The organism is Roseobacter sp. OBYS 0001 (assembly GCF_019654895.1).
Taxonomy (GTDB): Bacteria; Pseudomonadota; Alphaproteobacteria; order Rhodobacterales; family Rhodobacteraceae; genus Roseobacter; species Roseobacter litoralis.
On the sequence record NZ_BPES01000004.1, the window covers coordinates 297,807 to 315,789 of the forward strand.

The window sequence follows — 17,983 nt, forward strand, 5'->3', positions numbered from 1 at the left end:
TGCGGGTATAGCTCCAGCGATCTGCAGAACGAAACAAATCAACGGGAAAATGCGCGATCTAAGCGGTGGAATTCCATGCTTCAGAGGGCCATCAGCGCCCCACTGGGATCGACCGCACACCACAGCAAGCCCATGTCGCAGCTTGCCTACACGATCCCGCCACCAGCGCCGGAGACAGCAGGACGTTGTGTGCCGACCTTGGCGCGATACCCGGACGCGCGATAGGTCGCAACCGGGTCAATGGCACCGTTCTGCTCAAGACGTGCCATTGCGAGGATGGGTTCGACATCCGTGCGAAACCCCTGTTTCAGGGTCGTTGTGGCCATGAGCGCATCGTTGTCTTCCTGAAATCCAAGCAAAGCGGTGCGGTCGACCAAAAGCGCCTGCGCATAGGCGCGCTGCACCTCTGTTGCGGATACCATCAGGCTTTCGATCGGATCGGTCACGTTGTGGCTTTGATCCAGCATATGCATCGGGTCGAAATCAGCCTGCGTTTCCGCCTCAACCAACTCGTTGAACACGAGGAACAGGCGGTAGGGGTCGATGCTGCCCGTGTCGAGGTCATCGTCGCCGTATTTGCTGTCATTGAAATGAAAGCCGCCAAGCTTTCCAAACTGGATCAGCCGCGCGACGATCATCTCGATGTTCGTATTGGGCGCATGATGACCCAGATCCACAAGGCATTTTGCCTTGTCGCCCATCTGCTGCGCGATAAGCAGGTTGGTGCCCCAGTCCTGCACCACCGTGGAATAGAAGGCTGGTTCATACATCTTGTGTTCGCTCAGCAGCGTCCAGTCATCGGGCAGGGCGTTGTACACCTGTTTTGCTGCATCAAGATAGCGTTCAAACTGCTTGGTAAAGTTGGTCTGTCCCGGAAAGTTTGACCCGTCCCCGACCCAGATCGTCAGCGCCTTTGATCCGATGGCAACCCCCAGTTCAATGCATGCAATGTTGTGATCAACCGCTTGCTGGCGCGTGGCCGCGTTGGTGTGGGAAAGGGAGCCGAATTTGTAACTGTGTTGCTGTTGCAGCTGATCCTGAAAGGTGTTGGAATTCATGGCATCAAAGCGCAGACCGACTTCTTCGGCCTTGCTGTTGAGATCGGCGGCGGGTTGTGCATCCCACGGAATATGCAACGACACGGAAGGTGTTGCGCGCGTCAATTGGTGGATCAGCCCGCAATCATCAAGCTTGTCGAAAATATCGCGCGGCTCGCCGGGGCCGGGAAAGCGCGCGAAACGGGTGCCGCCTGTGCCAACGCCCCAGCTGGGCACCGCCACGCCATAGTTTGCCACCCGGTCTTTGATCGCTGCAATGTCGACCCCACGCCTCTCAAGGTGCGCGCCCAGAGCGTCATAATCTGCCTGCAATTTTGCCATCGCAGTTTCATTGGTCTGCGCGATGATGTCTGAATGGATCATGATGCTGCCCTCCCTAACGCGTGAACGCCTGAACGTTGCCTGCGTCCACGTTGATGATGTTTCCGGTTGATTTCGAGGACAGGTCAGAGGCAAGAAAATAGGCGGCCTCCGCAATATCTTGCGGCAGGACAGAGCGTTTGAGCATCGAGCGGTCGCGATACATCGCCTCCAACCCGCTTTTGTCCGTGCCATAGGTGCCCGCCCGCTGGTCGAGCCATTCCCCTTCCCAGATCTTGCTGCCCTGCAAAACCGCATCCGGATTGACCACATTGACCCTGACACCCATCTCGGCGCCTTCCAGAGCAAGGCAGCGGGCAAGGTGGATTTCGGATGCCTTTGCCGTGCAATAGGCCGAGGCATTGGGCGAGGCGGCGAGACCGTTCTTGGAGGCGACAAAAACAACCGATCCGCCCATATCTTGCACCTTGAACACCTTGAACGCTTCGCGGCTGACGAGGAAATATCCCGTCGACAGGATCGCCATGTTTTTGTTCCAAAGCGCCAGCGTCGTGTCCTCGACCGGGGCAGAGCTGGCGATACCGGCGTTTGACACAAGGATATCAATGCCGCCAAACTCGGCAGCGGTCTCGGTATAACAGGCGATGACTGCCGCCTCATCCGTTACGTCCATATTGATCGTGCGCACCACATCCGTGGAATACCGTGCCGACAGCTTTGCCGCCGTTTGCGCCAGGGCGGCGTCGTCAATATCGGCCAGCATCACGCAGGCACCTTCGCGCAGGTATCGTTCCGCCGTGGCAGAGCCGATCCCGCCCGCGCCGCCCGTCACAAGTGCCACGCGGCCTGCCAATGCCTTGGGCGCGGGCATGCGTTGCAACTTGGCCTCTTCGAGCAGCCAGTATTCGATGTCGAATGCCTCCTGCTCGGGCAGGCCCTGATATTCGGACACGGCATCCGCACCGCGCATCACGTTGATCGCATTGACATAGAATTCGCCGGAAATCCGCGCAGTCGCTTTGTCCTTGGCAAAGGTGATCATCCCCACACCCGGCACCAGATAGACAACCGCATTCGGGTCGCGCATGGGCGGGCTGTCGGCGCGTTTGCAGCGTTCATAATAGGCCTGATACCCCTGCCGATAGGCCGCCACCGCATCGCTGAGCCCCGCAAGTGTTGCCTCCGCATCAGGGTTGGCCGGGTCAAAATCCACCACAAGCGGGCAGATTTTCGTGCGCAAAAAGTGATCGGGACAGGACGTGCCCATGCTTGCGAGCCGAGTCATGTCTTTGGCATTCACAAATTCCAGCACCGCATCGCTGTCCTCAAAATGCCCGACCATATGCTGCTGATCCGATACCATCCCGCGCAGAACCGGCATGAGACGTGCCGCCGTGGCGCGGCGTGCCTCGTCTGTCAGGCTGTGATGGATTGCGCCGCCAAAAGCGTGCTTGCCCGCTGTTTGCTCTGCAAACCAATCCATCGCGGTCTGAATGATCTCCAGCGTCAGTTCATAGCAATCCTGTGCGTCATCGGCCCAGGTAAAGAGCCCATGGCTTTCCAGCACAACACCTTTGGCATCGGGGTTCTTTTCGCAGAAATCCGACAGCCATAGCCCCAATTCATAGCCCGGTCTTTTCCATGGCAGCCATCCAATGCGATCCCCGAAAATCTCTTGGGTGAGCTTTTTGCTGTCCTTTGCGGCGGCGATGGCAATAATCGCATCCGGGTGCATGTGATCGACGTGTTTTGCCGGCACATAGGCATGCAGGGGCGTGTCGATGCTGGCGGCGCGCGGGTTCAGGTTGAACGTGCAATGGGGCAGGAAGGCCACCATTTCATCCTCATACTCGGCACCACGGTAGACGCCCCGCAATGCGTTCAGCTTGTCCATATAGAGCGTCGCAAACCCATCCATCTTGATCGATCCGACATCGCCGCCCGACCCCTTGACCCAGAGCACTTCGGCAGGCTTACCCGTCAACGGGTCAGTTTCGATCACCTTGGCCGATGTATTGCCGCCGCCGTAGTTTGTGATTCTCTTGTCTGATCCCAGAAGGTTGGAGCGATATAGCAACTTCTCGGATTCGCTCATAGGGGCGGCAAGATCAACATCCCACTTGTTTTCAAGGCGTTGCGTTGCGGATGGGTGGGTCATTGCAGTCTCCATGGACGCCAGAGTTCATGATATTTCTGCGCTGCACGTTGGCCGAGCGCAGAAACCATGTCAATCACAATCAGTCAAAAGCAATCATGCTGCGATGCAGAATGATTGAATGTGACAAATATTGATTGACACGCAGCTGCGATTCGCGTCAGCTTGACGGCGAGCAAAGGGGCATCCATGCACGAAAAAGACCGTCATCGCGTAATCCTATCGGCCGTTCAGGACCGGTCCCTCGTGACGGTCATGGACTTGTGCACATTGACGGGAGCGTCCGAGGCAACGGTGCGGCGCGATATCAACACGCTGGATGCGCAAGGGCGCTTGCGTCGCGTGCGTGGCGGGGCCGAGGCGCTGGCGACAAAGCCGTTTGTGGGCCTCGCGGGGCGCCCGTTTTCAGTAAACGAAACGATGAACAGTGCTGAAAAGCAAGCCATCGCGGCGGCAGCGGTTGATCTGTGTGAGGATGGTGAGCCGATCATCATCAACGGTGGGACGACCACCTTCCAGATGGTACACCCGCTGGCCTCGCGTCGGATGCAGGTGTTCACCAACTCCTTTCCCATCGCCGAGCATCTGTTGAAGAATTCCACCAATACCGTGATGCTGTCCGGCGGGATCATCTACCGCGAACAGAACATCATTCTGTCGCCTTTTGAGAACGACGTGACGCGCAACTTCTATGCCAAACGGATGTTCATGGGGGCCGCCGGCATCGGCCCGCTGGGCTTGATGGAGCAGGACCCGCTGCTGATTCAGGCCGAGCAGAAATTGATCGGGCAGGCGGATGAATTGATCGTTCTGGTGGACAGTACGAAGTTTGAAAACCGCTCCAGCCTCGTGCTGTGTCCGTTGGAGCGGATCGATACGCTTATCACCGATGACCGCATGGATGATCGCACGGCAAACATGCTGGACGCGGCGGATATCACATTGATCGTTGTTCCGTCCGGGACCACGCAGAAAGACGGTGTGGCGCAGTTGCCCGCCTGATGTAACCACTCCAGGGAGGAAACCATGAGTGTACTTAAGAAACTAGCAGCATCCGTTGCATTGGCAGGAACGATGGTCGCAAGCCCCGCGCTGGCAGAGGACGTGCGCATCGCGCTGGTCGTCAAGGCGCTGGGTATCGGCTTTTTCGAAGCGGCTGCGGAAGGCGCTCAGGAGGCTGCGGAAGAACTCGGCAATGTCGAAATCATCTACACAGGGCCCACTGACACGACCGCTGAAGGGCAGATCGAGGTCATCAATTCCCTCATTGCCCAGCAGGTCGACGCCATTGCCGTGTCTTCCAATGACACGGACGCTTTGGTGCCCGCCCTGCAGCGCGCGATGCAGCGCGGGATCACGGTGATCAGCTGGGATTCCGGTGTGGCCCCAGAGGGGCGTCAGTTGCATCTCAACCCATCGTCCAACGCGCTGATTGGCAATATGATCATCAAACTGGCTGCGGATCATTTGCCAGAGGGCGGCGAGGTTGCCTTGCTCTCTGCGACCACAACATCCACCAACCAGAACATCTGGATGGAGGAGATGAACAAGGTGATGGGCAACTACCCGGATATCGAAGTTGTTGCGACGGTATACGGGGATGATCTTGCCGATAAATCCTACCGCGAGGCGACCGGCCTGATGCAATCCTATCCGGATCTGGACGCCATCATCGCGCCGACATCCGTCGGGATCGTGGCTGCGGCGCAAGCTGTTGTGGATGCGGGCAAAGTCGGTCAGGTGAATGTCACGGGCCTTGGCCTGCCATCCGAAATGGCCGGTGCGATTGAATCGGGTGCCTCGCAGTCTTTCGCCATCTGGAATCCGATTGATCTGGGGTATTCCGCGACCATGCTTGCCTATGAACTCAGCCAGAACGGCGTTGAGGCCGCGCCCGGTGCCGAAATCCCCATGGGGCGCATGGGCAGCCTGACGCTTGATGAAAACAACGAAGGCGCCATGGCCGATCCCTTCGTCTATGACGCAAGCAACATCGAGCAGTTCAAGTCGATTTTCTAATTTGTGACGGGTCCGGCGCATCCTCTTGCGCCGGACCAGCCCCTTTTATCAACGCCCCAAAAGAGTGTCGTCATGTCAAAGCACACCCTATCTGCAGATGTGCCCGTGGTATCCATGGATGCCATCACCAAGACGTTTCCGGGGGTCAAAGCGCTGGATCAGGTCAGGCTTGATCTTTACCCCGGGCAGGTCACGGCCCTTGTGGGCGAAAACGGGGCGGGGAAATCCACGACCGTCAAAATCCTGACCGGAATTTATCAGCCGGACGGGGGCACCATCCGGATCGCGGGCGCGCCGGTTATTCTGAACACTCCGAATGACGCCTCCGCCGCGGGGATCACGGCCATCCATCAGGAAACGGTGTTGTTTGATGAGCTTACGGTTGCTGAAAACATCTTCATCGGTCACGCGCCGCGCACAAAATGGGGTTTGATCGACAAGGCTGCGATGCACCGCAAGGCGCGCGGACTGCTGGACGAGATCGGTGCGCCTTTCGACACGGGTGCCTATCTGCGCGAACTGGGCATTGCGAATAAACATCTGGTGGCCATCGCCCGTGCCTTGTCAGTGGATGCCCGCGTTGTGATCATGGATGAGCCGACGGCGGCGCTGTCCCACAAGGAAATCGAAGAGCTCTATGAACTGGTCGAAACCCTGAAAGCGCAGGGAAAGGCGATCCTCTTCATCAGCCATAAGTTCGACGAGATTTTCCGCATTGCTGACCGCTACACGGTTTTTCGCGACGGGGCCTTTGTCAGCGATGGCCTGATCAGTGACATTGATCAGGACGCGCTGGTCAAGATGATGGTGGGGCGGGCGGTCGATCACATCTTTCCCGAACGTCAGGCAGCGCTTGGCGAGGAGGTGCTGCAGGTTGCAGGCTATGCGCATCCCACGGAATTTGCCGGTATCGGGTTCACGCTGAAACGCGGTGAAATCCTTGGGTTTTACGGGCTTGTCGGGGCAGGGCGCTCCGAATTGATGCAAGCGCTCTTTGGCATCACCCGGCCCAGCAAAGGGGTGACAAAGATCAATGGGGACATTCGCGTGATCCGCTCTCCTGCGGACGCAGTGAACAACGGGATTGTCTATGTCCCCGAGGATCGCGGCAAGCAGGGTGCGGTGATCGGGTTGCCGATTTTTCAGAACATCACCTTGCCCTCACTTGGCCGCACGTCGCAATCGGGCTTTTTGCGCATGGCCGAAGAATTCAAACTGGCGCGCGACTATGCCGAGCGGCTGGATCTGCGCGCCGCCGCCCTTGATCAGGATGTGGGCAACCTGTCGGGGGGCAACCAGCAGAAAGTCGTCATTGCCAAGTGGCTGGCCACGCAACCGCAGGTCATCATTCTGGATGAACCGACCAAGGGCATCGACATCGGCTCCAAGGCGGCGGTGCATGAGTTCATGGCCGAGCTTGCAGGCCAAGGCCTCGCGGTCATCATGGTCAGTTCCGAGATACCCGAAGTCATCGGCATGTCGGATCGTGTGATCGTGATGCGTGAAGGTCGCATCGCCGCCGAAGTGCAGGGCGATAATCTGACGCCCGAAACCCTTGTCCGCCACGCCGCGGGCATTGCACCCGCTACAGAAAGCATCCCCGCATGAGCCGTTTCATCCCTGTGCGCGAAACCATTCTTGCCGCGGCGATTGCTGTGTTGCTGATCCTGATCGCCTCGCGTTTTTCAGGTTTTGTCGCCCCTTCCAACCTTGTGAACGTGTTCAACGACACGGCACCGCTGATCATCCTTGCGCTGGGTCAGATGGTGGTCATCCTCACCCGCTGCATTGATCTCTCGGTCGCTGCGAACCTCGCCCTCACGGGGATGGCCGTTGCCATGATCAACGTCGCGTTTCCCGGCCTGCCGATCCCTTTCATCATTGCCATCGCGATCTGCCTTGGCGGTGCGATGGGGGCGATCAACGGTCTGCTGGTGTGGAAACTGGCGATCCCGCCCATCGTCGTGACGCTGGGCACAATGACCATCTTTCGCGGCATTATTTTCCTGATTTCGGACGGAAAATGGGTGAACGCCCATGAGATGAGCGAAGGGTTCACGGGTTTTCCACGCGCTGCTGTGCTTGGCTTGCCTATTCTGTCATGGTGCGCCGTGCTGACCGTCATCATCTTTGCGGTGATGATGTCGCGCACGCCCTTGGGCCGCTCGATTTTTGCGGTCGGTGGTAACCCCCATGCGGCTGTCTATACAGGGATTGATGTTGGCAAAACGCAGTTCAAGGCCTTCGTTATATCCGGCGCACTTGCGGGTCTCACGGGGTATCTTTGGGTGGCGCGGTATGCCGTGGCCTATGTCGATATCGCAGGTGGATTCGAGCTGGAAGTTGTGGCCGCCTGTGTCATTGGCGGTATTTCCATCGCCGGTGGCATTGGGTCCGTTGGTGGTGCGGTTTTGGGCGCGCTGTTTCTGGGCGTCGTCAAGAACGCCTTGCCCGTCGTCAATATCTCACCTTTCTGGCAGTTGGCCATTTCCGGCAGCGCGATCCTGATCGCGGTCGCTTTCAACGCCCAATCCGGCCGCAAGAAAGGCCGTCTCATCCTCAAGGACGCGGAGGCGACCCGATGACCGATATCGCAGCACAACGCCACATCCCCGACCGCCTGCACAGCCGCGCGTACCGGACAGTGCGCAGCTGGGAATCCCTGCTGTTGGCCGTCGCCATCGCGATCTTTGTCGTGAACAGTTTTGCCTCGCCCTACTTTCTGAACGCATGGAACCTCAGCGACGCGACCTTTAACTTTACTGAAAAAGCGATGATCGCCTTTGCCATGGCCTTGCTGATCATCGCGGGCGAAATCGACCTTTCCGTGGCCTCGATCATCGCGCTTGCCAGCACCGCCATGGGGCTTGCGACCCAATATGGCGCGGGCACCCCGGAACTGGTTATCATCGGCCTGTCGGTCGGTTTGCTCTGTGGGGCTTTTAACGGGTTTTTCGTCACGATCCTTGGCCTGCCCTCCATCGTCGTTACCATCGGCACAATGAGTCTGTTTCGCGGCATCAGCTTCATTATTCTGGGCGATGATGCGTTCCGCGGCTACCCGGCAAGCTTTTCGTGGTTCGGGCAGGGGTATATCTACTGGGTTTTCACAGTCGAAATGCTGCTGTTCGTCATCATCGCGGTGATCTATGGCGTTCTGCTTCACAAGACGAACTTTGGCCGCGCGGTCTATGCCATCGGCAACAACCCAACGGCGGCTCTGTTCAGCGGCATCCGCGTGCAGCGCGTGAAATTCATTCTGTTTCTGCTCACTGGCCTGATGTCGGGTGTCGCCGCGATCTGCCTGACGTCGCGGCTTGGCTCGACCCGCCCCAGTATCGCCACCGGCATGGAACTTGAGGTCGTCACGATGGTTGTGCTCGGCGGCGTCAATATTCTGGGTGGCTCGGGGTCGATCCCGGGCGTGGTGATCGCGGCCTTCGTCATGGGGCTTGTCACCTTCGGGCTTGGCTTGTTGAACGTGCCGGGTATCGTGATGTCCATCTTTATCGGTCTGCTGTTGATTGGCGTCATCGCCTTGCCGCGCCTTTGGGCCATGTTTGCATCGCACGGCAAATCATGACGGAACGCTACGTTTTCCGGATGCGCCTTCATGCGGGCAAACAGGCGGAATACCAGCGCCGCCATGATGCGATCTGGCCCGAGTTGGTCGATCTGTTGCGTGCCGCCAAGGTTTCTGACTATTCCATACATCTGGACCCGGAAACGCATGTGCTGATTGGCGTGCTGATCCGCCCGGAGGACCATGGGATGGCGGCGCTGCCCGATCACCCGATCATGCAGAAATGGTGGGCGCATATGGCCGATATCATGGAGACCGGGCCGGATGATGCCCCCGTCGCGGTCCCGCTGCCCTGCCTGTTTCATATGCCATGAGAAATCCGCGCCATATTGCCGTTATTGACATCGGAAAGACAAACGCGAAGCTGGCGCTTGTCGATTTGGACACGCTCAGTGAAATCGCCGTACGCACGCGGCCCAATGTGGTTTTGCCCGGCCCGCCTTGGCGGCATTTCGATACCGAAGGGCATTGGGGTTTTCTGCTGAATGGGCTCAAAGCGCTGCATGCCGAAAAAGGCATCGATGCCATTTCCGTCACAACGCATGGTGCCAGTGTTGTGCTGCTGGATGCGCGCGCAGACCTCGCGGCGCCTGTGCTTGACTATGAACAACCGATCCCATCGGATGTTTCACGGGCTTACGACGCGATGCGTCCCGCTTTCGCAAAAACGGGTTCTCCCCGGCTTGCCAATGGATTGAATGTGGGCGCACAGCTTCGGTATCAGTTCAATCAGGACCCATCTTTACGCGACCGTACAAAGCATATCGTGGGCTATCCACAATACTGGGGCCATCGCCTGACAGGGGAAATGGCGTGGGATGTGACCTCGATCGGTTGTCATACAGACCTTTGGCAGCCGGTTGCCGGTCAGTTCTCCGAGCTTGTCGATCGCTTGGGCATCGCTGACAAGATGGCACCTGTGCGACATTCTGCTGACATCCTTGGTACCATTTTGCCCGAGATTGCTGCGGCCACCGGATTGCCCAAGAACACGCCTGTCTCCGTCGGTATTCACGATTCCAATGCATCGCTTTATCCACATCTTCTGACCGAAGAGGCTCCGTTTTCTGTTGTTTCGACGGGCACTTGGGTCGTTGCCATGGCTGTTGGCGGTAAGGTACAGGACCTCGATCCAACCCGGGACACGCTCGTCAACGTCACCGCAATGGGCCAACCCCTGCCATCCGCGCGTTTCATGGGCGGGCGGGAATACGAGATCATTCAAGCCGGTCACTCGCGGCCACCAACACCACAGGACGTGGCGCAGGTTCTTGCAAATGCAGTTATGATCCTGCCGGCAGTCGAGCCATCCTCCGGCCCGTTTGGTGGCCATCAAATGCGCTGGAGGGGAGGGGAACCTGCGCTTGGCTCCGGACAGCGCTCAGCGGCATTGGCGTTTTACCTCGCGATGATGACGAACACGTGCCTGTCGTTATTGGAGGCGAAAGGCATGACGATTGTTGAAGGCCCGTTTGCGCAGAACAAGGCATTCAGGACCATGCTCTCGGTCGCAACAGGTCGACCCGTTTTGCACGGCCAGTCGTCAACTGGCACCAGCATTGGCGCATCGCTCCTTTTCAGTAAGGGCATGACGCCCGTTCTTCCGAAATTGGACGCAATCGAGGAGGACGCAAAAGAGTATCAGGCATACGCTAAGGAGTGGCACCTGCATACCAGCCAAACGCCGAACGGCTAAACAAGCACGGGAACAAGGCTTCGCGTCAGAGAAGACTGCTGAGTACACTGACATCAGCGGTGACAGCGTCTCAGGCGTGCAGAGCGGATTATGTCCGTCGTTGTAAAAAGCCGGACGTCAGAGCGGCTCAAGCAATGGAGGTTCTGGCGCGTTTGTGTGACTGGTTCTTGATGTTTCAAGCGGCGATGTCGGATTGTTTTGTCCGATGCCCTTGCTCCGAAAACGGCTCTGTCGGGCCCGAAATGGACGTTGGCTGGCCTGACGTTATTCAGGCTCTCGCGATGTCGCCGGGTATTGCAGTAGGTGAGGAAGGCCGCAACTTCACCTTCGAGATCACCCGGTAAGTCTTCGTTGTCCCGCGAAACGCGGCTCTTCAGCATCTATGGCCAACGATGGAACTTGCCTTGAGTCTGCGGGTGAACACATAATGAGATTGCTGCCGTTGCAGCCCGCATAGCTGACCTTCGCTGCAGGTACAGAATTGTAAGATCGTTCGACGACCGCCACGCGGACAAGGCCGACCCATGCAGACCACAGTTTTCCAGTGCGGCATTTCCATTCCATGAACAGCGATGACGACTTTGAAATCTATCCGCCTTCACCGCACCGATCATTCGCTGCGAAGGGTTTTGGTATTCCTAGTTCAACCGCTCGCTACCGAAGGCCGCGAGTCTGGAAAGGGATTGCTCATCATAGGGGGCGTTTTGCTGAGGGTGACGATTGTTATTTGGAGGCGCCGTGCAACAAGGCTGTGTGACGCATGCGAAATATTCGGATCTCAATAATTGTTGACAATCTTCAATCTACCGCCAACGATACGTAAATGGGCTAACAACTATTGAGTGATTCATGGTTTCTTCACCTTTGAAACGTCAGACGATGAGCGCTCAGATCGTGACGCTATTGCGGCACGCCATCCTGACGGGTGAGTTTGAGCCGGGAAGCCAAGTGGTTGAGAGCACACTTGCTCTGCGTCTCGGTGCGAGCCGGGGGCCGCTGCGCGAAGCGATGCAACAATTGATTGACGAAGGTTTGTTGGTCAGCGTGCCATATACAGGAACGCGGGTTGTCGATATTTCGCTGGAGGATGTGAATGACATATACGCCATGCGCACCTGTCTGGAGCAATTCGCCTTTGAGCAGGTCTGGGACCGGCGCGACGGCGATTTCAAGAAAGACCTGCTGGCCCGCAGCGATACCCTCAAAGAGGCGATCGACCAATCGGATCACGTGGCCGCAATTGAGGCCGAACTTGATTTACACGGGCTTGTCTATGAACACGCCAACAATCGCATCCTATTGAACACATGGACCGGATTGCGCGGGCATTTGCAGTTGTATTGGGCAGCACACCGCCGCGCGCATGGGACCGCCGTACCCAAACGAGACAGCCACGACGATTATATACGTTTTGCCCTCGGCGACAGCCTGAGCGCGATGCAGGACGAGCTAAGCGATCATATGCGACTCGGGCTCGAGACGACGAAAGCATTTGTTGAAGCGCGAAGCGCCGAAATGAAACCAAAAACCAACAAGGAGAGAAATTGATGAAAAGACGTACGGTATTGGCGGCCGCGATTGCCGCGACGGTGATGGGGGCAGGCACAGTGGCCCAAGCCCAAGACAGCACAATGGCACAGGTCCGCGATAACGGCGTGTTGCGGGTCGGGGTCACTCAGGCCCCGCCGTGGTATTCCAAGGACATCATCAGCGGTGAATGGACCGGCGGTCTTGGTGTGTCGATGGGCAAGGCCATGGCCGAAACCCTCGGCGTTGAATTTGAACCTGTTGAGGTGACATGGGGCACCGCAGTGGCGGCCCTGCAGGCAGACCGTATCGATTTGATGTTCGTGCTGGACGCCACGGATGCGCGCAAAGAGGCGGTGAATTTCCCTGAAACACCGCTGCTGTATTATTCCTTAGCCGTCTTGGCACGCGATGATCTTGAGATTACGGATTGGGCCGATTTGAATTCGTCTGATATCAGCGTTTCAGTCCCTCAGGCGACCAGCATGGATGCATTCCTGACAGAAAACGCACCCAACGCTGACATCCAGCGGTTTCCCGGCAACGCTGAGGCGATAGCCGCTTTCCAGGCCGGTCGTGTGGATGCCGTGACCTTGTTCCACCCGCCGCTGATTGCGGCCCGTCAGAAATTGGGTTCTGGCCAGATCATCGTACCTCAGCCGGTTGAATCGCGCCCCTCTTCGGTGGCTGTGCGTCAAGAAACCGACCCTGCGTTCGTGAACTGGGTGAATGAGCAGATCGACGGTTACTACAAATCCGGCCAAACGCAGGTGTGGTACGAAGAATTCCTGAGCGACTTCGGCCTTGATCCGTCCAAGGTGCCCGCGATCATACGCGAACGCCTGTAAGCCAATCAGCAGGGCGCAAAAGCAATGTATGAGTGGGATTTCACCGCCGTTATCGAGAACTCTGACCTTTTGTGGCAGGGGCTTCTCGGGACGCTGGCGATCACCGGCACAGCGTTGGCCTTTGGCCTGCCGCTGGGTCTGATGCTGGCGTTGTCGCGGCTGTCGCCACGCAAGTGGCTGGCGTGGTCTGCCGGGTTCGTCATCGAATTCTTCAGGACCACCCCACCGCTTGTGCAGCTCTTTTGGTTCTTTTTCGCCCTGCCGATCCTGATGGATATCCAGATGACGCCCTATCTGGCGGCGGCCATCACGTTTTCCATCCAATCTTCGGCGTTTTTTGCCGAAGTGTTCCGCGCTGGCATCGTCTCCATCGAACGGGGCCAATGGGAGGCCGCGCGGGCCATTGGCATGCAGCGCCCGCAGGCCATGCGCCGCATTATCCTGCCCCAAGCCATCAAACGGATGATCCCCGCCTTCACCGAACGCTCAATCGAATTGATGAAGACCACAACACTGGTCGCCACGGTGTCCTATGCGGACCTGCTGTATCAGGCCAACGAGCTGGCCCAGAAAACGTTTCGCCCCATCGAAATCTTCACCGCCACGGCGCTGATCTATTTCACTGTCATTTTCGGGCTGAGCCTGTGCGTGCAGGCCCTTGAACGTCGTCTCGCCGTGAGCGGCGACAGTACGGTGCGCTGAAATGGAATACACTTGGGATTTCGGATCGGTTTGGGAATATCGCGAAGCCCTGTGGGTCGGCCTGATCAACACGCTGCGCATCTTTGTGATCTGCCTTGTGGCGGGCCTGTCACTGGGGCTTGCGATGGGACTGGCGCGCTATTCTGTGCGCCGCTGGTTGCGCTGGCCTGCGGCGTGTTTCATCGAGTTCTTCCGCAACACACCGGTTCTGGTGCAAATTTTCTGGTTTTACTTTGCCTTCCCCATCCTCGCCCCGTTCGAGATATCGGCCCTGATGGCCGCAGCCCTTGGCATCACCCTGAATTCCGCTGCATTTTCCGCCGAGATCTTTCGCGGTGGCATCCAAACCATCGACCCTGGTCAATGGGAGGCCGGGCGCGCCATCGGCATGCGTTACCGCGAGATCATGGCCCGCATCATTCTGCCCCAGGCTGTGCGCCGGATGATGCCCGCCCTGACGAACCGAGGTATCGAGATCTTCAAGATGACGACGCTGGCCTCCGCCATTGCCTACGCCGATGTGCTGCATCAGGCGCGCCTTATTGCGTCAGTCAATTTCAACCCGATTGAGGCCTACACAGTTGTTGCAGTGGCATTTTTCGTCATTCTTTACCCCATTGTGCGGGCCACCTATGCCCTTGAACGGCGTCTGGCCAAAGGAGACTGATCGATGTCACAAGAACCGATCCTGACCATACGGGGGCTGCAAAAGTCATTCGGGGACAACCACGTGTTGCGCGGCATTGATCTGGACGTGCAAAAGGGGGATTGCATCGCCATTCTGGGTGCATCCGGGTCGGGCAAGAGCACGTTCCTGCGCTGCCTGAATTTCATGGAAATCCCGTCGGATGGGGAAGTTACCCATGCAGGCAAGACAATCGGCACCGAACGCCCCGGCAAACCGCGCGCCTATCCAGAAAATGAACTGACAAAGGTGCGCCAGAAGGTCGGTATGGTGTTTCAACAGTTCAACCTGTTCCCACACAAAACCGTGCTGGGCAACATCACCGAAGGGCTGCGGATTGTTCAAGGAAAGGACAAAGCCAGCAGCGAGGCCCGCGCGCATGAAGAACTGGCGCGCGTCGGGCTGGCGGAAAAGGCCGACGAATACCCCTCGCGGCTGTCGGGCGGGCAAAAGCAGCGGGTCGCCATCGCGCGCGCTTTGGCGCTGGCCCCTGAATTGATGTTGTTTGATGAGCCGACCTCGGCGCTGGATCCGGAATTGGTGGGCGAGGTTCTCAACGTTATTCGCGGCATCGCCGATGAAGGACGCACCATGTTGTTGGTCACCCATGAGATCGGGTTCGCCTATCACGTCGCAAATCGCGTGATCTTTATGGCGGACGGTGTCATCCAAGAGGAAGGCCCGCCCGAGCAGGTGCTGAAAAACCCTCAAAACCCCCGCACGCAAGCGTTTCTTGCCCGCCACAAGCAATTTGAATTCTGAACGGAAATATCCATGAGCAACGCGACCCAAGACAGCGCCCAAAGCTACGCACACGACCCCCGCAACGACACCGTCGAAGTTTACGTGAACGGAAACTTCTTTGCCCGCGACAAAGCGATGGTGCCCGTCTTTGACGCAGGCTTTGTTCTAGGGGACGGCATCTGGGAAGGGATGCGGTTGGTCAAAGGCAAGCTGTTGGCTGTCGATGAACATATGGCACGGATGTATGAGGGGGCGAACGCGATCCAGCTCGATATCGGCATGGATCGTGACGCACTGGTGGCGGAAATCTGGAAAACCCTGCGCCACAACAATATGGAAGACGGCGTGCACATTCGCCTGATGATCTCGCGCGGCGTAAAGTCGACCCCAAATCAGGATCCGCGTTTCATCACCGGCCCCGCGACGATTGTAATCGTCGCGGAGTATAAACAACCCAATGCCGCGCTGAAATCACGCGGCCTCAAGCTGATGACCTCGACGATCAGATGCTCCACCCCCGACGTGTTCGATTTGCGGCTCAATTCCCACTCTCGCCTGAACTTTATTCAGGCTCTGATCCAGGCCATCAACATGGGCGCAGACGAGGCCCTGATGCTTGATGATCGTGGTTTTGTTGCGAGCTGTAACTCTACCAATTTCTTCATCATCCGCGGAGAGGAATTGTGGACCTCGACAGGGACGACCTGTTTCAACGGGATTACCCGCGCCAAGGTGATCAAGCTGTGGCGCGATGCGGGAAAACCGGTGTTTGAAAAGGACTATACGCTGGCGGAAACCTATGCTGCTGACGAAGCATTCGTCACCGGCACCTTGGGTGGCATTACACCAGTGACAGTAATCGACGGGCGCAAGGTGGGTGCCGGGAAACCGGGGCCGGTGACGTCGTCGATTTCGGACTTATACAGTACGTATATAGGCGCATGAGCCGTCGGTTCGGTCGGGGAACAAGCAACGCTCGTTTTTCGCAGGAGGCTAACAGCCGCCCGCTTCGTGCGTAACGCGCTCCCGACGGTTCTCTTTTACTTCGCGATTTGCGTGTGGCCTTTTGAGTAATTTGGCCGCGCGGCCATTGGTTGAGGCACGTTCACAGCCGACTTCCTCAGCGATCTGATTGTTGTGCCAACATACGGTGAACGGGTTGTTGTGCATTCTCTGGTTTCCAAGCACAGGGAAGGGCCGCGCCCGCGCGCAACGCAACAAAACGAATGCTGCTGCATGCGCGAGGAAATGCTGGGTCTGCAATATCTACACCAAAAAAGCGTAGCTTCGTCCCGCGACCTGTGAGTTGCCCTCAAAATCGTCGCCGCCACGCAGCGTCAACATCCGAGCAAATGCGGCGATTTTCGTGCTATGCGCGCGCGGCATCACACCTCAACGACTGGTTTGGAACCCTTCCAAACCTCGGATGCGGCGCAGCATTTTGCCTGCCTAGAGCGTCTGACGAGATACCTGAAACACCAAGTGTCACGTAACGCGTTGAAATCTTTGATTTCAGGCAGCGTTATTTGATTCAGGTTTTTCGCATGACGCTTTAAGCGGCTGAAAAGAGACATGCGCCACCGGTCTGTGATGCTGCGGTCACAGCCTGCACAACGGACATTGGCGCTTATTCGCAGTATGGATGCCTCGACAACGACCGGACCGCCAACGACGCAGGCAGTTTGACGGTGTTATGCAATGTCCGCTTGATCACGAAAAATGGTCATCGGAGTGCTTCTTTCACTGATCGGCGATAGGTCCGACCAACGGGAAGTTCACGTCCGCATTGCAAGACGACGACTGGTGCCCCGTTGCGGTACCTATAAGCTTGTACTGCACGCCGAGCTACCCACCATGATCGGTGAAGCCGGACCCCATATCCACCAAGATCATTTGCTGCGTCCTGAAGCGTTGTTCTGATCAGTGTTTGGCCGAGTTCCGTTTCGGCCCTGACGTAGTGGTCCTCTGCGTGCAGTAAGATCAGATCTCTGCCCAAGTGATCCGGCAGTTGATCAAGCCAGGCGGACTCTGGCGTCGGTGTTCTGCTTGGCGCCACACCAACTTCGCGTATGGCGACGGCCTCAGATAGCGCTGACACAGCGAAACAAATCACCGCGACATGGGGCAGAAGCTCCAGCGCATCCGTCAAGAACGGAGTCGCGAAAATTGCCATATGAAAGCCCGCAAGCCAAGCTGTCACAGGGAGACTGGCAATCGCAGCTCCGATCCCAAGGCTCGTAGGCGCACCAATGCCATAGCCTTCCGCGGTGGTCGCGACGGCGAATGAAACCAGGTAGCCAAGCCAGAAAGTTGTTGTGACAATAAACAACCAATACGCGGTTCGCACTAGCGTCGGCAAAGCGTCATAGGTCCCAAATGGACCAGTCAGCCCAATCACGAAACCGGCGCCCAGAAGCCCTGCCCAGAACCGCCCGCGCCGCGCAAGGACCCGCGCCTCGGCAATGGTTTCTGCAACAACCGTGTCGTTCGCGACCTTTCCCATGCTGTTGACGCCAGACCTATTTCTTTCGCTCCCTTCGAAGGTTAGCAGGCCAGCAGAACACCAGCAACTCAACGCACCACGGATTACGATTGCACAATGAAAGGACCGGTTCGGTTTAATTTCACATGGCACCCGAGCGTGG

The 17,983-nt window shown here is 57.6% G+C and carries 16 protein-coding genes; 13 read left to right on the forward strand and 3 right to left on the reverse strand.

The features are described from left to right. Window positions 1–146: 146 nt before the first annotated feature. Together rhaI and K5Q35_RS11340 are read right to left on the reverse strand one after the other, a co-directional pair. Window positions 147–1,421: an L-rhamnose catabolism isomerase gene (gene rhaI / locus K5Q35_RS11335; protein ID WP_220799638.1), complete on the reverse strand. Its 1,275-nt coding sequence runs from the start codon at window positions 1,419–1,421 to the stop codon at window positions 147–149. Window positions 1,422–1,434: 13 nt separating this feature from the next. Next, window positions 1,435–3,537, reverse strand: coding sequence for a bifunctional rhamnulose-1-phosphate aldolase/short-chain dehydrogenase (locus K5Q35_RS11340; protein ID WP_220799639.1), 2,103 nt, complete (start codon window positions 3,535–3,537; stop codon window positions 1,435–1,437). A 186-nt stretch (window positions 3,538–3,723) separates the two neighbouring features. Here K5Q35_RS11340 and K5Q35_RS11345 point away from each other — a divergent pair, with 186 nt between their 5' ends. The 13 genes from K5Q35_RS11345 (at window position 3,724) to K5Q35_RS11405 (ending at window position 16,283) form a co-directional block, all read left to right on the forward strand. Continuing rightward, window positions 3,724–4,536 carry a DeoR/GlpR family DNA-binding transcription regulator gene (locus K5Q35_RS11345; protein ID WP_013962205.1) on the forward strand — a complete coding sequence of 271 codons (813 nt, stop codon included), beginning with the start codon at window positions 3,724–3,726 and terminating at the stop codon, window positions 4,534–4,536. Between the two features lie 24 nt (window positions 4,537–4,560). Then, entirely contained in the window at window positions 4,561–5,553 is a 993-nt protein-coding gene (rhaS, locus tag K5Q35_RS11350; protein WP_011569207.1) for a rhamnose ABC transporter substrate-binding protein, read from the forward strand. Between the two features lie 72 nt (window positions 5,554–5,625). Beyond that, entirely contained in the window at window positions 5,626–7,161 is a 1,536-nt protein-coding gene (locus K5Q35_RS11355) for a sugar ABC transporter ATP-binding protein (protein WP_220799640.1), read from the forward strand. Further along, window positions 7,158–8,138, forward strand: coding sequence for an ABC transporter permease (locus K5Q35_RS11360; protein ID WP_220799641.1), 981 nt, complete (start codon window positions 7,158–7,160; stop codon window positions 8,136–8,138). Before K5Q35_RS11355 ends, K5Q35_RS11360 begins: the two co-directional genes overlap by 4 nt. Beyond that, entirely contained in the window at window positions 8,135–9,136 is a 1,002-nt protein-coding gene (locus tag K5Q35_RS11365; RefSeq protein ID WP_220799642.1) for an ABC transporter permease, read from the forward strand. Before K5Q35_RS11360 ends, K5Q35_RS11365 begins: the two co-directional genes overlap by 4 nt. Next, entirely contained in the window at window positions 9,133–9,450 is a 318-nt protein-coding gene (locus K5Q35_RS11370) for an L-rhamnose mutarotase (protein WP_220799643.1), read from the forward strand. The genes K5Q35_RS11365 and K5Q35_RS11370 overlap by 4 nt, the downstream gene beginning before the upstream one ends. Then, the gene (locus K5Q35_RS11375; RefSeq protein WP_220799644.1) at window positions 9,447–10,832 is read left to right on the forward strand and encodes an FGGY-family carbohydrate kinase; all 1,386 of its coding nucleotides are present in this window, start codon (window positions 9,447–9,449) and stop codon (window positions 10,830–10,832) included. Before K5Q35_RS11370 ends, K5Q35_RS11375 begins: the two co-directional genes overlap by 4 nt. An 849-nt stretch (window positions 10,833–11,681) precedes the next feature. Beyond that, on the forward strand, window positions 11,682–12,380 hold the full coding sequence (locus tag K5Q35_RS11380; RefSeq protein ID WP_220799645.1) for a GntR family transcriptional regulator: 699 nt from the start codon (window positions 11,682–11,684) through the stop codon (window positions 12,378–12,380). Then, complete coding sequence (locus K5Q35_RS11385; RefSeq protein WP_013962196.1) at window positions 12,380–13,207, forward strand: transporter substrate-binding domain-containing protein; 828 nt, start codon at window positions 12,380–12,382, stop codon at window positions 13,205–13,207. Before K5Q35_RS11380 ends, K5Q35_RS11385 begins: the two co-directional genes overlap by 1 nt. A 24-nt stretch (window positions 13,208–13,231) precedes the next feature. Then, window positions 13,232–13,909, forward strand: a complete 678-nt coding sequence (locus tag K5Q35_RS11390; protein ID WP_013962195.1) for an amino acid ABC transporter permease — start codon at window positions 13,232–13,234, stop codon at window positions 13,907–13,909. A gap of 1 nt (window position 13,910) precedes the next feature. Continuing rightward, window positions 13,911–14,576: an amino acid ABC transporter permease gene (locus K5Q35_RS11395; RefSeq protein WP_013962194.1), complete on the forward strand. Its 666-nt coding sequence runs from the start codon at window positions 13,911–13,913 to the stop codon at window positions 14,574–14,576. 3 nt (window positions 14,577–14,579) lie between these two features. Continuing rightward, complete coding sequence (locus K5Q35_RS11400; RefSeq protein WP_308443347.1) at window positions 14,580–15,356, forward strand: amino acid ABC transporter ATP-binding protein; 777 nt, start codon at window positions 14,580–14,582, stop codon at window positions 15,354–15,356. Window positions 15,357–15,368: 12 nt separating this feature from the next. Beyond that, complete coding sequence (locus K5Q35_RS11405) at window positions 15,369–16,283, forward strand: aminotransferase class IV (protein ID WP_220799646.1); 915 nt, start codon at window positions 15,369–15,371, stop codon at window positions 16,281–16,283. 778 nt (window positions 16,284–17,061) lie between these two features. Here the strand turns inward: K5Q35_RS11405 and K5Q35_RS11410 are convergent. Then, a complete protein-coding gene (locus K5Q35_RS11410) occupies window positions 17,062–17,841 on the reverse strand; it encodes a LytTR family DNA-binding domain-containing protein (protein ID WP_220799647.1) in 780 nt (259 codons plus the stop codon). Window positions 17,842–17,983 lie beyond the last annotated feature (142 nt).

What these genes read in the sequence shown, in the direction of transcription:
- rhaI (WP_220799638.1), bottom strand. Translation starts at nt 1,421, where the DNA reads ATGATCCATTCAGACATCATCGCGCAGACCAATGAAACTGCGATGGCA.
- K5Q35_RS11340 (WP_220799639.1), bottom strand. Translation starts at nt 3,537, where the DNA reads ATGACCCACCCATCCGCAACGCAACGCCTTGAAAACAAGTGGGATGTT.
- K5Q35_RS11345 (WP_013962205.1), top strand. Translation starts at nt 3,724, where the DNA reads ATGCACGAAAAAGACCGTCATCGCGTAATCCTATCGGCCGTTCAGGAC.
- rhaS (WP_011569207.1), top strand. Translation starts at nt 4,561, where the DNA reads ATGAGTGTACTTAAGAAACTAGCAGCATCCGTTGCATTGGCAGGAACG.
- K5Q35_RS11355 (WP_220799640.1), top strand. Translation starts at nt 5,626, where the DNA reads ATGTCAAAGCACACCCTATCTGCAGATGTGCCCGTGGTATCCATGGAT.
- K5Q35_RS11360 (WP_220799641.1), top strand. Translation starts at nt 7,158, where the DNA reads ATGAGCCGTTTCATCCCTGTGCGCGAAACCATTCTTGCCGCGGCGATT.
- K5Q35_RS11365 (WP_220799642.1), top strand. Translation starts at nt 8,135, where the DNA reads ATGACCGATATCGCAGCACAACGCCACATCCCCGACCGCCTGCACAGC.
- K5Q35_RS11370 (WP_220799643.1), top strand. Translation starts at nt 9,133, where the DNA reads ATGACGGAACGCTACGTTTTCCGGATGCGCCTTCATGCGGGCAAACAG.
- K5Q35_RS11375 (WP_220799644.1), top strand. Translation starts at nt 9,447, where the DNA reads ATGAGAAATCCGCGCCATATTGCCGTTATTGACATCGGAAAGACAAAC.
- K5Q35_RS11380 (WP_220799645.1), top strand. Translation starts at nt 11,682, where the DNA reads ATGGTTTCTTCACCTTTGAAACGTCAGACGATGAGCGCTCAGATCGTG.
- K5Q35_RS11385 (WP_013962196.1), top strand. Translation starts at nt 12,380, where the DNA reads ATGAAAAGACGTACGGTATTGGCGGCCGCGATTGCCGCGACGGTGATG.
- K5Q35_RS11390 (WP_013962195.1), top strand. Translation starts at nt 13,232, where the DNA reads ATGTATGAGTGGGATTTCACCGCCGTTATCGAGAACTCTGACCTTTTG.
- K5Q35_RS11395 (WP_013962194.1), top strand. Translation starts at nt 13,911, where the DNA reads ATGGAATACACTTGGGATTTCGGATCGGTTTGGGAATATCGCGAAGCC.
- K5Q35_RS11400 (WP_308443347.1), top strand. Translation starts at nt 14,580, where the DNA reads ATGTCACAAGAACCGATCCTGACCATACGGGGGCTGCAAAAGTCATTC.
- K5Q35_RS11405 (WP_220799646.1), top strand. Translation starts at nt 15,369, where the DNA reads ATGAGCAACGCGACCCAAGACAGCGCCCAAAGCTACGCACACGACCCC.
- K5Q35_RS11410 (WP_220799647.1), bottom strand. Translation starts at nt 17,841, where the DNA reads ATGGGAAAGGTCGCGAACGACACGGTTGTTGCAGAAACCATTGCCGAG.